This window comes from Rhodococcus sp. MALMAid1271 (genome assembly GCF_049195265.1).
In the GTDB taxonomy this organism is placed as follows: domain Bacteria; phylum Actinomycetota; class Actinomycetes; order Mycobacteriales; family Mycobacteriaceae; genus Rhodococcoides.
In genome coordinates, this window is sequence record NZ_JBMIRQ010000056.1 from 45956 (window position 1) to 62913 (window position 16958).

Annotated in this window: 20 protein-coding genes; 13 read left to right on the forward strand and 7 right to left on the reverse strand. The window is 63.6% G+C overall.

Translation table 11 applies throughout. The features are described 5' to 3' along the window. The first annotated feature begins 113 nt into the window (after window positions 1–113). The 3 genes from ACOQFP_RS05590 to ACOQFP_RS05600 all read left to right on the forward strand — a co-directional run bounded on the left by ACOQFP_RS05590 (window position 114) and on the right by ACOQFP_RS05600 (window position 4125). On the forward strand, window positions 114–599 hold the full coding sequence (locus ACOQFP_RS05590; RefSeq protein ID WP_206491254.1) for a MarR family winged helix-turn-helix transcriptional regulator: 486 nt from the start codon (window positions 114–116) through the stop codon (window positions 597–599). 3 nt (window positions 600–602) lie between these two features. Beyond that, window positions 603–2600, forward strand: a complete 1998-nt coding sequence (locus tag ACOQFP_RS05595) for an MDR family MFS transporter (RefSeq protein ID WP_421583733.1) — start codon at window positions 603–605, stop codon at window positions 2598–2600. Between the two features lie 118 nt (window positions 2601–2718). Continuing rightward, the gene (locus tag ACOQFP_RS05600; protein ID WP_421583734.1) at window positions 2719–4125 is read left to right on the forward strand and encodes a PQQ-binding-like beta-propeller repeat protein; all 1407 of its coding nucleotides are present in this window, start codon (window positions 2719–2721) and stop codon (window positions 4123–4125) included. Between the two features lie 26 nt (window positions 4126–4151). Here the strand turns inward: ACOQFP_RS05600 and ACOQFP_RS05605 are convergent, their stop codons facing one another. Continuing rightward, a complete protein-coding gene (locus tag ACOQFP_RS05605) occupies window positions 4152–5744 on the reverse strand; it encodes a succinic semialdehyde dehydrogenase (protein WP_421583747.1) in 1593 nt (530 codons plus the stop codon). A gap of 116 nt (window positions 5745–5860) precedes the next feature. On the opposite strand from ACOQFP_RS05605, the gene ACOQFP_RS05610 reads away from it, so the two are divergent. Continuing rightward, window positions 5861–7066: a lipase family protein gene (locus ACOQFP_RS05610; RefSeq protein ID WP_421583735.1), complete on the forward strand. Its 1206-nt coding sequence runs from the start codon at window positions 5861–5863 to the stop codon at window positions 7064–7066. 90 nt (window positions 7067–7156) lie between these two features. After that, window positions 7157–7909, forward strand: a complete 753-nt coding sequence (locus ACOQFP_RS05615; RefSeq protein ID WP_421583748.1) for a MerR family transcriptional regulator — start codon at window positions 7157–7159, stop codon at window positions 7907–7909. On the opposite strand, the gene ACOQFP_RS05620 is transcribed toward ACOQFP_RS05615, so the two are convergent. Beyond that, on the reverse strand, window positions 7878–8207 hold the full coding sequence (locus ACOQFP_RS05620) for a WhiB family transcriptional regulator (RefSeq protein WP_421583736.1): 330 nt from the start codon (window positions 8205–8207) through the stop codon (window positions 7878–7880). The genes ACOQFP_RS05615 and ACOQFP_RS05620 overlap by 32 nt on opposite strands. Before the next feature lie 130 nt (window positions 8208–8337). Between ACOQFP_RS05620 and ACOQFP_RS05625 the strand changes: the two genes are divergently transcribed. The 4 genes from ACOQFP_RS05625 to ACOQFP_RS05640 all read left to right on the forward strand — a co-directional run bounded on the left by ACOQFP_RS05625 (window position 8338) and on the right by ACOQFP_RS05640 (window position 11216). Next, window positions 8338–8721, forward strand: coding sequence for a DUF5313 family protein (locus ACOQFP_RS05625; protein ID WP_206491259.1), 384 nt, complete (start codon window positions 8338–8340; stop codon window positions 8719–8721). Window positions 8722–8745: 24 nt separating this feature from the next. Further along, window positions 8746–9225 (forward strand): ribonuclease E activity regulator RraA, encoded by a 480-nt coding sequence (gene rraA / locus ACOQFP_RS05630; RefSeq protein WP_206491260.1) that lies wholly within the window; start codon window positions 8746–8748, stop codon window positions 9223–9225. Window positions 9226–9321: 96 nt separating this feature from the next. After that, window positions 9322–9909 carry a TetR/AcrR family transcriptional regulator gene (locus tag ACOQFP_RS05635; protein WP_421583737.1) on the forward strand — a complete coding sequence of 196 codons (588 nt, stop codon included), beginning with the start codon at window positions 9322–9324 and terminating at the stop codon, window positions 9907–9909. Between the two features lie 158 nt (window positions 9910–10067). Continuing rightward, window positions 10068–11216, forward strand: a complete 1149-nt coding sequence (locus tag ACOQFP_RS05640) for a serine hydrolase domain-containing protein (protein WP_421583738.1) — start codon at window positions 10068–10070, stop codon at window positions 11214–11216. 3 nt (window positions 11217–11219) lie between these two features. Here ACOQFP_RS05640 and ACOQFP_RS05645 read toward each other — a convergent pair whose 3' ends face one another. Beyond that, complete coding sequence (locus tag ACOQFP_RS05645; protein WP_341244999.1) at window positions 11220–12131, reverse strand: aminotransferase class IV; 912 nt, start codon at window positions 12129–12131, stop codon at window positions 11220–11222. Between the two features lie 64 nt (window positions 12132–12195). Here ACOQFP_RS05645 and ACOQFP_RS05650 point away from each other — a divergent pair, with 64 nt between their 5' ends. Beyond that, entirely contained in the window at window positions 12196–13170 is a 975-nt protein-coding gene (locus ACOQFP_RS05650; protein ID WP_341244998.1) for an aldo/keto reductase, read from the forward strand. Further along, window positions 13157–13609 carry a GNAT family N-acetyltransferase gene (locus tag ACOQFP_RS05655; RefSeq protein ID WP_421583739.1) on the forward strand — a complete coding sequence of 151 codons (453 nt, stop codon included), beginning with the start codon at window positions 13157–13159 and terminating at the stop codon, window positions 13607–13609. The genes ACOQFP_RS05650 and ACOQFP_RS05655 overlap by 14 nt, the downstream gene beginning before the upstream one ends. On the opposite strand, the gene ACOQFP_RS05660 is transcribed toward ACOQFP_RS05655, so the two are convergent. Further along, on the reverse strand, window positions 13591–13905 hold the full coding sequence (locus tag ACOQFP_RS05660; RefSeq protein ID WP_421583740.1) for a PLDc N-terminal domain-containing protein: 315 nt from the start codon (window positions 13903–13905) through the stop codon (window positions 13591–13593). The genes ACOQFP_RS05655 and ACOQFP_RS05660 overlap by 19 nt on opposite strands. An 83-nt stretch (window positions 13906–13988) precedes the next feature. Between ACOQFP_RS05660 and ACOQFP_RS05665 the strand changes: the two genes are divergently transcribed. Further along, window positions 13989–14186, forward strand: a complete 198-nt coding sequence (locus tag ACOQFP_RS05665) for a PLD nuclease N-terminal domain-containing protein (protein WP_206492963.1) — start codon at window positions 13989–13991, stop codon at window positions 14184–14186. 4 nt (window positions 14187–14190) lie between these two features. On the opposite strand, the gene ACOQFP_RS05670 is transcribed toward ACOQFP_RS05665, so the two are convergent. Next, window positions 14191–14547 carry a hypothetical protein gene (locus tag ACOQFP_RS05670; RefSeq protein ID WP_421583741.1) on the reverse strand — a complete coding sequence of 119 codons (357 nt, stop codon included), beginning with the start codon at window positions 14545–14547 and terminating at the stop codon, window positions 14191–14193. 45 nt (window positions 14548–14592) lie between these two features. After that, window positions 14593–15858 (reverse strand): KasA/KasB family beta-ketoacyl-ACP synthase, encoded by a 1266-nt coding sequence (locus tag ACOQFP_RS05675; RefSeq protein ID WP_421583742.1) that lies wholly within the window; start codon window positions 15856–15858, stop codon window positions 14593–14595. Window positions 15859–15927: 69 nt separating this feature from the next. On the opposite strand from ACOQFP_RS05675, the gene ACOQFP_RS05680 reads away from it, so the two are divergent. Then, window positions 15928–16521: a TetR/AcrR family transcriptional regulator gene (locus tag ACOQFP_RS05680; RefSeq protein WP_421583743.1), complete on the forward strand. Its 594-nt coding sequence runs from the start codon at window positions 15928–15930 to the stop codon at window positions 16519–16521. 89 nt (window positions 16522–16610) lie between these two features. On the opposite strand, the gene ACOQFP_RS05685 is transcribed toward ACOQFP_RS05680, so the two are convergent. Then, the coding region (locus tag ACOQFP_RS05685; RefSeq protein ID WP_421583744.1) for an HNH endonuclease signature motif containing protein at window positions 16611–16958 on the reverse strand (348 nt) is incomplete at its 5' end.

Below are 16958 nucleotides of genomic sequence, written 5' to 3' on the forward strand. Positions count from 1 at the left end.
CGACCTCGCTCGGCCCCTGTGATCCACGAGACAGAAATATTATTTGCTTAGCGCATGTATGTATATATATGGTTGCGGACAGCAAGTAAATCGAACTCATCGTTGGAGCACTCATGGCAGTTCAATCCACGACGGCGGAGTCGCTGGTCGAAGAGGTCTTCCTCTTCGGGCGCACGCTGAAGCGGGCCGTGACCACCGGAGTCGAGGATTCGCCCCTGCCGCAGGCACTGACCGGAGTTCTGGCCATCCTCGCGACCGAAGGCGAATGCAGACAGACCGACCTCGCCAGCAGGCTCTGCGTCAGCCAGTCCGCCCTCAGCCGGCAGATCGCGGACCTCGTCGAACTCGGCTACATCGACCGCCACCCCGACCCCGACGACAAAAGAGCGTCCCGGGTCTGTGTGTCCGACGAAGGCCAGGCTCGACTGAAACAGATTTGGGACAGGCGAGCACGTCGCCTGGCAGAGATGTTGAGCGGATGGAGCGAAACCGAGGCACTCGATGCCCTCGATTCGATTCGCAAGCTCAACGACACGTTCACCGAAGACGCCCACGCCCATCACCAGGACGTGGCACGCATCGAATTGATTGCGAGATAAAAGATGACCACAACGTCTACCGCGGAAAATCCGCCCAACACGGCAGTCGGCGATCCCGATGCGATGTCACATCGCCAGATCCTCGAAGCCCTCACCGGCCTCCTGGCGGCACTGTTCACCGCACTGCTGAGCACCACCATCGTCTCGACGGCACTGCCCACCATCATCGGTGACCTGAAGGGCTCGCAGACCGCATACGCCTGGGTCATCACCACCGCCCTGCTGGCCAACGCTGCATCGACGCCCATCTGGGGCAAGCTCGCCGACCTGTTCAACAAGAAGGTCCTGGTTCAGACCGCGATCCTGATCTTCGTAGCAGGCTCGATGATCGCCGGGTTCGCACACAACGTCCCGATCCTCCTGGCCGCTCGCGTGGTGCAGGGCATCGGCATGGGCGGTCTGACGGCGCTCGTCATCGCCATCATCGGAACCATCGTCTCCCCGCGTGATCGCGGTCGGTACTCCGGCTACACCGGCGCAGTCATGGCCGTGTCGATGTCCGGTGGCCCGATCCTCGGCGGCGTCATCGTCGACAGCCCCCTCGGCTGGCGCTGGTGCTTCTTCGTCTGCGTGCCGCTTGCCGTCATCGCCCTGATCCTGCTGCAGAAGACCCTGCACATCAAGACCGTCCGCAAGGACAACGTGTCGATCGACTGGCTCGGTGCGCTGCTGCTCACCGCAGGCGTATCCGTTCTCCTCGTGTGGGTCTCGTTCGCAGGCAAGGCCGACTACTACGCATGGCTCTCACGTGAGACGGCATACCTGGTCGGCGGCGGAGTTGCGCTGCTCGTGCTGACCATCATCGTCGAGGCTCGGCACAAGTCGCCGATCATCCCGCTCAAGATCGTCACCGAGCGCACCACCGGCCTGGCCATCATCGCGTCGATCGCTGTCGGTGTCGGCCTCTTCGGGGCCACCACCTTCCTCGGTCAGTACTTCCAGACCGCTCGCGGCTACACCCCCACCGAGGCCGGATTGCTGTCCATCCCACTGGTGTTCGGCATGCTCGTCGCCTCTGTGGGCTCCGGTCAGCTCATCACCAAGTTCGGTAAGTGGAAGCCGTTCATCATCACCGGTTCCGTTCTGCTGGTTGTCGGCTTCCTACTCCTCGGCACCATCGATCACGCCACCAGCCTCGTCACGGTCGGCATCTTCATCACCATCGTCGGCCTCGGTACCGGCATGCTGATGCAGAATCTCGTTCTGGCAGTGCAGAACACGGTCAGTGTGCAGAACGTGGGCGCTGCATCGTCGACGGTTGCCTTCTTCCGTACCTTCGGCGGCGCGATCGGCGTCTCGGTCCTCGGCTCGCTACTGGCAACCCGGGTCGCGGAGAAGTCCGCGAGCGGCTTGGCTCAGCTCGGCGTCGACAGCTCGGGCGGCGGTGGCGGATCCCTCGACCTCGCCTCGCTGCCCGCACCTGTCGTCAACGTCATCCGTACCGCCTACGGTGACGCGACCGGACGCATCTTCATGATCGCTGGCTTCGTGGCGATCGTCACGCTGATCGCCGTGATCTTCATCCCGAATCGTCCACTGCGCCAGACGATCGACATCGCGTCGACCCCTGCCGCAGGGCCGGTCGACGAGCCGCGGGAGCAGCTCGCCGAGATCCCGTCCTTCGGTGCGACGCAGGACTACCTCACGGCCACTCCCTACGGTGCCGATCGGCGCCTGGAGGGTCGGCACGAGGCGCAGCCGGGGCAACGACCCTTCGAGGGCCTGAGCACCGATGCACGTGACCGACTGTTGGCTCTGCTGTTGCCCGAGCCCAAGGACACCTTGGCCGCGCTCGACGAGGCCGAGGCCCTTCGCGCCGAAGTTGTGGCATTGCAGCAAGAACTCGACGCGAAGATGATCGACTTCGACGCGGTGTGCGAGCGGTTGCGTCGCCTCGGGCTCAGCGAGGAGCAGATTGCTCGGGTGTTGGGAGACAACCACATTCCCGACAGTCGCAATCACTACGCACATGCCGGGCTGAACGGCCACAGCGTCAACTAGTTCGCCGCGGCCCTCGATTCCCCGCACCCTGCTCAGGGTGCGGGGAATTCTCGTTCTCTATGCTCGTGTGTCGGTCGACCGCCATTTCGGTCGGAACTACACAGGCGGGGAGGTTTCCATGGCACGTCGTCACCGGGTGTCCGCCGCCGCGGCCGTCCTGGCAACAGCGCTTGCCTGTGTAGCCTGCACAGGCGACAAGCCCCCGCCTCCGGCAGGCACCCCCATCGACGGCGCGACCGGAGCAGCTCCCGGTATGGCGTGGACACTCACTCCCGCGGACGCAGGAGTCCCGGGCGGGCAGTTTCGCGATCCCACTGCAGGCGCCGACACCGATTCGATGGAATCTGGTTCCATCACCGACGGCTCGACGGTCGTCACCCTCGTCGGTCACCTCGACGGACGTGACTACGACGACGCCGCGCTGGTGGGTTTCGACATCGCCGACGGTGCGGTGCGCTGGCGCGTCCCGGCGGAAGACATCCTCGGATGCGGTGCGCAATTCGTTGACGGACGTCTGGTCTGCTACCGCGGTGTCGGCGGCTCCGGCTCCGCGATACTCACTGTCGACGGCCGATCCGGACAATCGCGCACCTACGACGCTGGCTTTCCCATCATCGAACTGACCACGGCCGACAACCACGTCTACACCTCTCACACGGCCGGTGACAGTGGCCGGACGACGGTATCTCGCGGGACTGCGGACGACCTCGATGCAGACTGGTCGGTGCCGTTCGAGTCGGCGAACTCGCAGTCGGCCTCGACCTTGCGCACCGACAATGGAATCGGGCTGGTCGAACAGGCTCGGCACGTGTACGCATTCGACCTCGATACCGGCGACAGTCTGTGGTCCAGAACAGCTCCCGACTGCGCTCGGTCCGCCGCTGCCTCGCGTAGCGGCGCTGTGCGGCTCGTTCGCACCGATTGCTCCGACCCCAGTGCAGTCACGGGTTCGGAGATCGTGGACACCGATGGAAACGTCCTGGCCGCAACGGATTCGGCTACGATTCAGCGGCCGACATTCGATTCTCCTGCGGAGTCGAGTCCGCTACTGCTCGGCACCGGCGGATACCGGCCCGCCGAACCCGATCCGGTGTGGACCAACGACGCCCTCGTCTGGGCCCTTCCGCCGGACATCAGCGACTCGGCGACGAGGTTCCTGGCCACGAACGGACTCGCCTATGCCGTCGTCGGTTCGGTCGCCCTGCTCCGCGACGACGACGCGGCCACCGAATCGGCGATCGATCTCGACACCGGAGAACTGCTGTGGAGTCGAGATTCCGGAAGGTCCGCGCAGGTCGGCGCGCTGGACGGTTCCGTGGCGACGCTCTTCGGACCGGAGGTGCTGGAGGGCGTCGACGTCGCAACCGGAAACATCGTGTGGGACATCCCTACAACAGCATTCGACGACGAGGGAATCGATGCGCAGTCGCGGCCGATGCTCGATCGTGTCGGAACCGATTCGATCTACACCAGAGCACTGAGTATCTCGGTCCTTCGGGATATCTCGGTCCCTGAGGCGGGGTAGAGCGCCCCCGTCGTCGACGCTGCCTGCTACCGCCCGGGAACGTACTTCAGTGCCTTCACGAAGGGAGGCATGATCTTTGCCCACAGTTTCGGCGGAAGTCCTCGCGGCCCACCGAGATTGAGCAGGCGCGTCGTCGCAATGGTCTGCGGTTCGGTGTACTTGAGCAGTCCCTCGGTTCCGTGGCGTCGACCGACCCCGGACACACCCATCCCGCCCATCGGCGCGCCGGTGGTTCCCCAGGTCGGCGCGTAACCCTCGTCGACGTTGACGGTGCCCGAATGCAGGCGTGCGGCAATGGCTTCGCCCTGCGCCTTGGTCTTGGCCCACACGCTGGCGTTGAGTCCGTACTCGGTGTCGTTGGCCCTGTCAATGGCCTCGTCGACGTCGGCGACGGGGTAGATCGACACCAGCGGTCCGAAGGTTTCGGTCGCTGCGCACTCCATGTCCTCGGTGACGTTCGTCAGCAGCGTCGGCTCGTAGAACAGCGGGCCGATGTCAGGGCGTGCGTTGCCCCCGGCGACCACTGTCGCCCCCTTGACCTTGGCGTCGTCGACGTGAGAGGAGACCATCTTGATCTGGTCCTCGGAGACGAGGCTGCCCATCTCGATGCCGAACTCGTAGTCGGCCCCGAGGGTCATGTTGCGCACCCGCTGACCGAACTTCTCGGTGAACTCGGCGGCGATCGATTTCTCGACGTAGATTCGTTCGATCGAGATGCAGAGCTGCCCCGAATTGGAGAAGCAGGCACGTACGGCCGCGTCGCAGACCTCGCGCAGGTTCGCACCCTTGGCGACGATCATGGCGTTCTTGCCACCGAGTTCGGCGGAGAATCCGATGAGGCGACGGCCTGCCTGCTCGGCCAGCAGCTGCCCCGTCGCGGTGGAGCCGGTGAACATGACGTAGTCGGTGTTCTGGACCAACGCGGTACCCACCACCGAACCCGGACCTGGCACCACGGCGAACAAGTCGCGGGGCAGTCCTGCTTTGTAGAGCAGCTCGACGCACGCGAGCGCGCAGTACGGGGTCTGGCTGTCGGGCTTGAGCACCACCCCGTTGCCTGCCAGCAGGGCAGGAATGGCGTCCGACACCGCGAGGGTCATCGGGTAGTTCCACGGAGAGATGATCCCGACGATGCCCTTCGGCTGGTATCGAACCCGCGTCTTGGTCAGCACCGGCAGCATGCCGGTGACCTTCTTGGGGGCCAGCAACTTCGCGGCGGTGCGCGCATAGTGCCGCGAGGTCATCGCGATGTCGAGAACTTCCTCGAGGGCAGCGGCGCGAGACTTGCCGGTCTCGGCCTGTGCCATGTCCATCAGCTCGTCGCGGTGGGCGAGCACCAGGTCGCGGTAGCGGTGGAAGATTTCGGCACGCTCGGACACCGGCCGCTTGGCCCAGGCCGTTCGAGCTACACGCGCGCGCGCGATTGCCGCTGTCGCATCGGTAGCGGTGCCGACCGGGATCGTCGCCAGCTCCTTGCCGGTGAACACCTCTGTGATCGTTCTCGTCGGTCGCGTTTCGACGTCGGAGATGGCGATGAGATCGGCGAGCCGGGCAAAGGTCGAGGCGGACGGTGCAGGCATTTCGAGGTCCCTACTGGTGAGTAGTGTTCGGAGTAACAGATAACCTACCCGCTCTTGGGCTCAGTTCACAGGGCCGATTTCGTCCAACCCTGTGGCACGATGGACGGCGGTCTACTTCGACGTCGGGGCGTTCGGAGCAACAGGGTGGGGAATCCATGCGCAAGGCACTCGTTCTGGCCGGAGCAGCAGCGTTGATGCTGTCGTTCGCAGGATCGGCCCAGGCCGATCCCCTTCAGGACTTCATCTCGCCGCCGAGCGATCCGGCGGCCTATCTCCCCACCCCGCTCGGTGATCCGTGGTTCGATCCGCCGGCCGGGTACGAGGCTCTCCAGCCCGGCACGGTACTGAACCGCCGCGACGTCGCCATCACTCCCGAGGCCACGTCGGTGCAGTTGCTCTTTCGCTCGACGGACTCGAAGAACCGTCCGATCGCTGCTGCGACGACGGTCCTGACTCCGAACGCGCCGTGGAGCGGTGGCGGCGACCGGCCCGTCATTGCGTACAACGAGGCGACGGACTCGCTCGGAAACACGTGCGCGCCGTCGTACACACTCCCCCGCGGAAACAACAAGGAGATCGACCAGGTTCGCATCTTGCTCGGTCGCGGCTACACGGTGGTCGTCACCGACTATCAGGGTCCTCGTCAGGCGTACTCGGCCGGTATCGTCTCCGGACATACCGTGCTCGACGGCCTCCGCGCGTCGCAGACTGCCGGAGTGAGCGCGACGGCACCGATCGGCATCACCGGCTACTCCGGCGGTGCGATCGCATCCGGCTGGGCTGCGCAGTTGGCTCCCGAATACGCACCGGAGTTGAACATCGCCGGCGTCGCCTTCGGTGGCCCGCCCACCGATTACAAGATCTTGCAGACCTCGCTGAACGGCCAGATCGGATCGGGCCTGTTCACTGCGGCGACGATCGGACTGTCCCGTGAGTACCCGGAGATGCGGCAGCTTGCCAATGACAACGGCAAGCGACTGGCCCTGGCGCAGAAGGATCAGTGCGTAGATGTGTTGTCCTACACGGGACTACTGCTGTTGGACCAGCGAAACCTCTCCAGCGTCCCTGATGTCTTCGATCATCCGATCACCAAGGCCATCGTCGAGGAAAACCGCATGGGCCAGAAGAAACCGGATGCACCGATCTACATCTATCAGGGCAAAGAGGACTTCCTCATCCCCAAGGAAGGCGCAGAAGCGGTGCAGGACGAGTGGTGTGCGGCCGGCGCGTCGGTGCACCTGGAATTGGTTCCAGGGGAGCACACACTCGCTCAGTCCAACGGTCGCCCCGGCGCATACGACTGGCTCGCCCAGCGCCTCGCCGGAGTTCCTACCTCCGGCTGTGATCGTGTGATTCGCTAGAGGTCCGAATTTCGTCTTGACCCTCACGCCACGGGAGGCAGCACAGTGTCCTTCGTGAGTGATTCGGCCTTCGAACATGATTCGGACAGCATGCAGGTCGGTGCAGTCGCACGGTTGGTCGGTGTCAGCGTGAGAACGCTGCATCATTACGACGAGATCGCCTTGGTGGTGCCATCGGGAAGGACCCCGAAGGGCTATCGGACGTACTCCTCGGCCGATGTCGAACGGCTGCATCAGGTGCTGACCTACCGCGAACTCGGATTTCCCCTCGAGACCATCGCGGCTTTGCTCGACGATCCGGCGGTCGACGCCATGGCGCATCTGCGCCGGCAGCGGGAACTGTTGGACGAACGGATCGATCACTTGCGCGCAATGGCTACGGCCGTGGACAAGATGATGGAGGCGAAGAAGATGGGTATGCAACTGACTCCCGAGGAGCAGCGCGAGATTTTCGGCGACAACTGGCTCGGCGAGGAGTACGCCGAGGAGGCCGAACAGCGTTGGGGCAACACCGACGCGTGGAAACAGTCGCAGGAGCGTACGTCCTCGTTCACCAAGGACGACTGGGCGGCCATCAAGGAAGAAACAGACCGCCTGGAGGCCGATTTCGCTGCCGCGCTACGAAATGGTGTGGCTGCGGATTCCACCGAGGCCGGAGTCCTGGCCGAGAGACATCGCTCGGGTATAGCTCGGCACTACGATTGCAACCACGAGATGCAGGTCAATCTGGCTGAGATGTACATCGCGGATGAGCGATTCGCCAAGCACTACAACGATATTGCGCCGGGCTTGGCCCAGTACGTTCGCGATGTCATCGTTGCGAACGCTGCTCGCCAGGAGTGACGCGAGTCAACAGAGATCGCTCTTGTGCGGTCGATCCGCCCCAGACGCCGTATCTCTCGTCCGTGTCGAGCGCATGCCGTAGACACTGCGAGATCACGGGGCATCGACCGCACACGAGCTTCGCCTGCCGCTCGAGATGCCGCAACGAGTACCCCCTCATTCCCAGAGGTGGATAGAACATCGAGACCGGCATCGAGCTGCAGGCGGCTCGGATCTGCCAATCCCAGTGCTCGGATATCGGTTGCCGTGCCCGCGTGTTCGTCAATCTTGCTCGCCCCCCGGTGAGAGATTTCAGCAACGTACGGGCACCGTCTTTCGTCGTGGCCCGTCAGTTCTCGATTGCGCTCAATCTGACGCTATCGTCACATGTGAGATAAACCGCAGTCAATCCTGAGATCCACCGATACCGATCGGACTAGCATTGCGCGATGACGACCGAGCGCACCACGCCAACTCTGCGGCAATACCTGGGCTATTCGTTCGGACGCACGCTGCCCGAGTCGATGCAGGGCTGGGTGCGCGACGATCTCGTGGGCAACGGTGCGCAGGTTCGCTACATCGCACGGTTCATCGTGCCCGCCGTGCCGTTGTTGCTGCTGTTCCTGCTCGTCCCCGGGCCACTGTGGATGTCGTTGGCGATGATGTCGCTGCTGTTCATCCCGCTGGTGTACTTCTCGATCGCCCTGATGAACGTCTATCGGCGGCACCGCCTGCTGATTCACGGTCTTGATCCACAGTTGATCAACGCCAAAGCGCAGAGTCGCGTCGACCGCACTCGTGACGACTACGAGCGCCGCCACGGCCGTGGATGAGAGTCGAACGATAGTCTGAGGAATATGACTGCACCCGTGGAATTCAAGGCAACAGCTGATCTGGCCGATGACATCGGCCCCGACCTCCGCAGCTGCGACACGCAGTTCATTCAGTTCGGCAAGCACACCGAGTTCGCGGGACCTATCACCACGATCCGCTGCTTTCAGGACAACCTGCTGGTCAAGCAAACGCTGAGCGAGCCGGGCAACGGTGGCGTCCTCGTCGTCGACGGTGACGCGAGCGTGCACACCGCACTCGTCGGCGACATCATCGCCGGCCGCGGCGTCACCAACGGCTGGGCCGGTGTCATAGTCAACGGTGCGGTTCGCGATTCCGCGATCTTGCGCACCCTCGAGATCGGCGTCAAGGCGTTGGGAACCAACCCGCGCAAGAGCACACAAACCGGGTCGGGCGAGAAGAACGTCCCGGTCAGCTTCGGCGGCGTCACGTTCAATCCGGGCGAGATCGTCTACAGCGACCACGACGGAGTCGTCGCGGTCTAGCGCTTTCCGGTGTCAGGCGGTTCGACCTGCGCGAACATTCGCTCTACTAGGCGGACCAGTGCCGAGAACGTTGGTTCTCTCGGTGAGGGGAAGGCGATGACGAATACGGAACACGGGCGAGACGACGTGATCAGAGCAGCGGATACGCTGTTCTACGCCCGCGGAATACAGGCCGTCGGAATGGACGAACTGCGGACAGCGGCGGGCATCTCCCTCAAACGCATGTATTCGCTGTTCCCGTCGAAGACTGCCATCGTGGCCGAGGTTCTTCGCGGTCGCACGACCCGATGGAACGACCGAATCGAAACCGAAGCCGCCGCTCACGAGTCACCACGAGACAAGCTGCTGTCGATCTTCGACTTTCTCGATCACTGGTTTCGCGAGGACAATTTCCGCGGGTGCGCCTTCATCAACTCGTTCGGCGAGCTCGGGGCCACCATGCCCGAGGTCGCCGACGCCGCACATCAGCACAAGAAGAACTTCATCGAATACGTCACCGCACTGGCAGTCGACGCCGGATGCGCTCCGACCGTCGGACTGCAGATCGCCTTGCTCGCCGAAGGGGCACAAACCACAGCGGCCATCACCGAACTAGCCGAGACTGCCGCTGCGGCAAAGGCAGCGGCAACGGTTCTGATCGATGCGAGCGTGGGACGGCCCGACACGCGTGCATCGACGGCGTAAGCGCCCTCCGGCGGCGCACCTGACTGTTCAGGATCGTTCTCCATCGGCGGTGTCCCGCGCCTTCGGCCCACTTCTGAACAATCCGGTGCGTTCTCTCACCGATATTCACTGACATTTGACACTGAAATCCTCGACCGGACGGTAATAGCGTCGAAGACATGAGCACGCTACGAATCCTCGCCGCCCTCACCGTCTCGACATCCCTGCTGGTCAGTGGATGCACGTCGTCAGACGAGCCCTCAGCCGGTCAGGCGGCCACCACGACGACGTCGAGTGGGAACATCAGAACCGACGACGTGCAGGCCGCCCTGGACGCGCTGGTCGACGCCGGATCCGTGGCCGCTGTTGCGCAGGTTCGCGACGGCGAGGCGTCGTGGTCGGGGGCGGCCGGTCTGGTCGAGCGCGGCGGCACCGAACCCGCGTCCGCCGATGCTCCGGTCCGGATCGCGAGCGTCACCAAACCGATGGTCGCAGCGGCCGTGTTGCAACTCGTCGACGAAGGCAAGCTGCAACTCGATCAGCCGGTCGAGGAGTTGCTCCCCGGTCTGCTGCCGAAACCGGTCACGGTCCGTCAGTTACTCGACCACACCAGCGGACTGCCCGACTACCTCAACGGATTCGACAGTGCCGCTGCCATATCGGCCAGATCGAGTGACATCGTCACCGATGACGAGCTGATCGCCGACGCTCTGTCGCTGCCGTGGACCACCGAGCCGGGATCCGAATTCGTCTACTCCAACACCAATTACGTCGTACTCGGTCGCATCGTTGCCGATCTGGACGGCACCACCATCGGACAGTCGTTGCAGGACAGGATCTTCGATCCGTTGGCAATGACCGCCACCACTTATCCCACCGACGCCGCGATCGCCGACGATGCCCTGCACGGCTACGTTCTGGAGAACGGGTCGTACACCGATGTCACCGACTACGATGCGAGCATCTGGTCCTCGGGCGCAGCAGTGGTGTCCACCGTCGGCGACCTGAACACGTTCTTCCGCGGACTGCTCGACGGCACCCTGATCCCGGCGAACCTCGTTCAGGAGATGCAGGTCGTCTCGCCCTCGGGCTACGGGCTGGGGCTGCTGTTGGGCGGGGATGCCTGCAATCCCGGCTCCGGCGAGCTCGTCTTCGGGCAGCGTGGCAACGGCTTCGGTTACAGCACACTCGCGTTCGCGAGCCCTGACGGGCAGCGTCAAGTCGCGCTGACGTGGACCTCGACCGCAGCCGACCCGGCCACCGATCCCCTGTACGAGTACGCCAGCGCAGCGCTCATCACCGGACTCGAATCGACCTGCCCCGAGTAGCTCTCACAGCTCGCTCACCCATCCGTGTACCTCGTCACTGGTGAGCGCCGCTCGGTGGCGCTTGCGTAAGGTCAGCGTCACCGGTCCGGTTTCCTTGGTTCCTATTGCACGGCCGTCGATTTCGTACACCGGAGCCACTCCGGCCGAGGTTCCGCACACGAACACCTCGTCGGCGATGTACAGCTCGGTGAGGTCGACGGTACGTTCGGCGACCGTGAGCCCCTCCTCGCGCGCCAGCGTCAGAATGGTCCGACGGTTGATGCCGTCGAGGATGTCACTGGTGACATCCGGGGTGACGAGCACTCCGTTTCTCACCAGGAAGATGTTTGCCGCACTGAGCTCACAGACGTGGCCGTTGATGTCGAGAAAGATGCAGTCGTCGAATCCGCTGTCTATCGCATCTTGTTTGGCCAGAACGGAATTGACGTACGCACCGTTCACCTTGGCGCGAGATGGAATCGCATTGTCGGGAATTCGCCGCCACACACTCGTCTTCAGCCGCATCCCGTCCTGCGGCACAATAGGATTCGCGTCGTACAGGAAGATCGACACCGTGGTGTGCAGGCCACGTACCCGCGTTCCCGGGATCGACTCGTCGACATGGACGGTGGCTCGAACGTACACCTCGGTTTTCGGGGCATTGGCGGCAACCACATCGTGGGTCGCCTGCACGAACCGCTCGAACGTCCACTGTGATGCGAACGTGTCGATACCGATGATCTTGCAGGATTCGACGAGGCGCTGGTAGTGATCGAGCAACCGGAATGCTGTGCGGCGTTCGCCGTCGACGCGCACGGGGAACACCGTGTAGACACTGAGCCCGTACAGAACGGCCGAGGTGGCCACTCCGAGCGTCGCGTCCTGCGCATCGACCAAACGATCTCCGAAATACACCTTCGAGTGTGGAAGTGCCATGGGGCGATGCTAGTCGCGCGGCGTGTCCGAGCGACAACGCATTTCCTTCTCTATCGTCGGGTCCATGAGCGCACGCACGATACCGACACGCATCCTGTGGAACGACGGACCTGAAGTGGGTGCCATCGGCCTCGGTTGTATGGGCATGACCTGGGCCTACAAGGCCGACGAGCAGACCGAGAGCCCCGATCGCGTCATCGGCCACGCCCTCGACCTGGGCGTGAATTTCATCGACACCGCCGATGTGTACGGCCCCTTCACCAACGAGGAGGTCGTCGGTGCAGCCATCGGCAGTCGCCGGGACGAGGTAGTTCTCGCGAGCAAGGGCGGACTCGTTTCGCATATCGGCGATGCGGGCGAGCCGGTCATTTCGGGCCCGAACGGCAAGCCCGAACATCTTCGGTCCGCGATCGACGACTCACTGCGTCGGCTGGGCGTGGACCACCTCGATCTGTACTACCTGCACCGTCCCGATCCCGAGGTCCCCGTCGAAGACAGCATCGGCGCGATGGCCGAGGCGGTGCAGGCCGGAAAGGTAGTTGCACTCGGTGTTTCGGAGTTCACCGTCGAGCAACTCGATCGCGCCCAGCAGGTGCATCCGATTTCGGCGGTGCAGTCGGAGTTGTCCCTGTGGACGCGTGATCACCTCGCCACATCGCTGAAGTGGACGCAGGACAACGGTGCGGCATTCGTGCCGTTCTCGCCGTTGGGTCGCGGCTTCCTGACCGGCAACTTCCGCGCAACCGCGCCTGCTGCAGACGATTTCCGCTCTCGCCTGCCGCGTTTCAGCCAGGACAACCTCGATGCCAACCTCGTGATCGTCGACGCTATCGCTGGTGTTGCCAACGAACTCGACGCGACGCCCGCGCAGGTGGCCCTGGCCTGGGTCCTGGCGCAGGGCGAGCATGTGGTCCCGATCCCCGGCACCCGACGCACCTCACGACTGGACGAGAACGCGGAAGCAGCCTCGCTGACCCTGAGCCCGGATCACCTAAGGGCATTGGACGCCCTGCCAGAGCCTGCGGGTGGCCGCTATTGAGGTCGCCAGCGTGCATCCGGCCGCTGACCGGGCACTCGCCGATCAAATTCTCGCGATCCAGAAGAGTGCGTACGCAGTCGAAGCGAGACTGATCGGCGACGACCGAATTCCGTTGCTGCACGAGTCGGTGGACGATCTGTGCGCTGCACAGGTTCACTGGCTCGTCGCGAGGGCGGATGACGCCATTCTCGGGGCTGCAGCGTGGTCCGAGTCGGAGATCGACCGCCTGGTTGTCGCACCGCAGGCTCACCGACAGGGCATCGGACGCACATTGGTTACTGGCATGCTGGATTCGATTGCGGGACAACGTGTGCAGGTGGCCACCGGACGGGACAACGCACCGGCCCGCCGACTGTACGAATCACTCGGCTTCGTGCACACCGAGGACCAGGAAGTACTGACGGGACTGTGGCTGGCGCGCTACGAACTCGTCCGCTGATTGGTTCCGGAGTCACGGGGGCGAGCGACGAACCAGATCAGCGCACCGGAGATCGGTAAGAGCAACACGAGCAGGCACCACCAGAATGCTGATCCACGACGAGCTTGATTGCTACGAAGAATCGACACCCATGCGATAGCCACCAACCCCAGCCATAGCACGATCACAGCGAGCCAAGCGAGATCGAATGCAAGCGGCACAGTGGGATTGCTGTCGTCCATCGCCAACCCCCCTTCGCGTCGAAGACCTACCTTGAACGATGATCCGGTGATGAGATGGCCTGTGCATCTCGACATTGCCGAGACGCTTAACAAGTCACGCTCGAGTCGGTTGTGAAGCTGACCGCTCGTTGCCTGAGGTCTAACCTACCGTGTGGGACATGACTTCTGCTGGCGTTGCGGTCGCGCTTGCCCTGTTCGTCATGTCTTTCGTGTCGATCGTCCGTGACCCTTTCCTGGGATTCGTGGCGAAGCTGGCATGGGTGGTCGTTGCATTGATTCTGCCTATTGTCGGACCGATCCTCTGGTTCGCCGTCGGCAAGCGCTATCCCCACGGGCCGAGCGGCGGCAACCGATGACAGTTCAGTATCCAGTCGCATTTCGCAGGTCGATGTTCACCAGGTGACTGACCTGATCGCGAAGCCACTCGACGGTCTGCTGACCGGGCGCGGGTGTGTGGGCCAACAGCGTCCAGCGAAGCCGGGTCTCCGGGCGTAAATCGAACTGCAGCAGAACATCCGGAAGCGTCGGCCACGGCGAGCTCCAGACGACGCGGTCGAACTCACTGCTCTCGACGATCCGGGGTAGCGTCACATCCTCGAACATGACCGGCCATGCGAACCCTCTGTTCAACGGGTGTAGATCGGGGTGCATCAGCGCTTTCCAGACGATGCGTACCGGCGGCGATAGCACCGCAGTACGGCTGCCGAGAACAATCATTCGCCAACCCTACGCGCCGCAGCCACTACCGATCGCGTGGATGCACTAGGCCCTACCGAATGCCAGTGCGACGTTGTGACCCCCGAAGCCGAACGAATTGTTGATCGCGTATTCGACGGCCCCGTACCTCGGATTGCCATGCACCACATCCAGTCCGATTTCCGGGTCGGGGGTGTCGTAGTTCAGTGTGGGCGGCACTACGCCCTCACGGATGCTGAGCACCGTCAGGATCGATTCGAGTGCTCCCACCGCGCCGATGGAGTGGCCGAGGGCAGACTTCGGTGCGTAAACGGATGCGTGATCACCGATCGCTGCACGGATGGCCTTGGCTTCGGCGAGATCGCCGATCGGAGTGGACGTAGCGTGCGCATTGACATGTGAAATGTCGCCCCTCGTCAATCCGGCCGTTGCGAGTGCCCGTTCGATCGCCCGCGCAGCACCTGCACCGTCGGGGTCGGGTGGAACCAGGCTGTAGGCATCGGAGGTGACGCCGGCCCCGAGCAGGCGAGCATGAATTTCTGCACCCCTGGCCCTGGCGTGTTCTTCGGTTTCGACGACCATGAGTGCGCCGGCTTCGCCGAACACGAAACCGTCGCGATGCTGGTCGAATGGTCGAGATGCGCTGCGCGGATCGTTGTTTCGAGTACTCATTGCCCGCATCATCGAGAATGCCGCTATGGGCACTGGAGCGATATGCCCTTCGACGCCTCCGGTGACGACGATGTCCGCATCTCCCATCACGATCATTCGCCACGCGTTGGCCACCGCTTCCGAGCCGGAGGAACAGGCCGACACGGGCGTCGAGACCCCCGCTCGTGCACCGAGTTCGAGACCGACGCACGCTGCCGGCCCGTTCGGCATGATCATCGGCACTGCAAGTGGTGACACCTTGCGGTATCCACCTGACTTCAACTTGTCCACCGCATCGATGAGCGCGTCACCGCCTCCGAGCCCGGTGCCGATCGATACCCCGAGTCTGTCTCCGTCCACCTCCGGGCTGCCTGCGTTGCTCCATACTTGACGTCCGAGCACTGTCGCCAGCCTCTCGACGTAAGAGAGCCTTCGCATCTCCACTCGTCCGAGCAGAGTCTCCGGCGAGACTTTCAGAGATCCTCCGATACGCACCGGCAAATCGAACTCATCCACGAACGGCTCATCGAGGTGGTCGATGCCGCTGGCTCCGGCGAGCAATCCTGCCCAGGTTTCATCGATGTCCCCGGCTATCGACGTCGTCGCCGCCAACGCCGTCACGACGACGTTGGGAAAGGATCCGTTGCCCAAGAACGGATTACGCGCTGCTGCGGATTTCATGCTTCTATGCCTACCGGCAGCCGGGCACCCCCGTCAAGCAATAACTGAAATAATCGCTACACTAATTCTGTGGCACGCACCCAAGACCTTGTTCGACGCTCAGAGCTCCTCGCCGGCGTCGTGGACTACATCGCCGACCGGGGCCTCGCAGGACTGTCGTTGCGGCCCGTCGCCGACTACCTCGATACGAGCTCGCGCATGCTGATTCACTACTTCGGGACCAAGGAGGCGATGCTCGTCGCCGCACTCGAAACCCAGCGGCCCGTGGTCTCTGCGATGTTCGCCGACATCGACGACGTCGATCTCCTTCGAGAAAGGCTCTGGGAGGCTTGGGAAGCGAACTCGGAAGGGTCGTCGTCTCGCAGTACTCGGGTCGTTCTCCAGGTCCTGGCGGAGGCAGGCATCCAAGGCGGGCCCTTCTTGGAGTACGCCCAGTCGGCGACGGCAGACATCGTCCGGGAGCTTGCCGGGTCTCTCCGAGCGATCGACCCGTCACACACCGACCCGGAATCCGTGGCGACCATTCTGGTGTCCGGTGTCCGCGGTCTGCTCGTCGACCGGTTGGTCACCGGCGATCACGATCGAGTGGACCGAAGCGCACGGATGCTGATCGAACGGACATTACCGAGTGGGCCGGACGACGAAGCTCGCGAGACGGGGTAGGTCATCCGGCGGCGAGAGCAACAAACCTCGGCACGACCGGCACGTATCCGGCTGTGGGCAGAGCTCTGCCCTGAGGCTGGGTTGGGTCGTTATGCAGGTTGTCGTGGTTCCTCGTCTCCTGGTTGGTCGGGTGGGTGCAGCACTTCTTCGGGGTGGTGTGCGTGGTTGATCAGTCCTCGACGTTGGGGGTCGATGTCGGTGGGTGGGTGCCAGAGGGTGCGGCCCGGGTAGCGGTGGCGTGCGGTGGTTTTGGTGGTGGCCCATGTGCCGGGGCCGGTGCCGACGAGGGCGTGGTGCATGTCGCAGCCGAAGGTGAGGGAGTCGATGTCGGTGGGTCCGCCGTCGATCCAGTCGGTGACGTGGTGTGCCTGGCACCAGGTGGCGGGGCGGGTGCAGGAGGGGAAGCTGCAGCCTCGGTCTCGGGCGATGAGCACGAT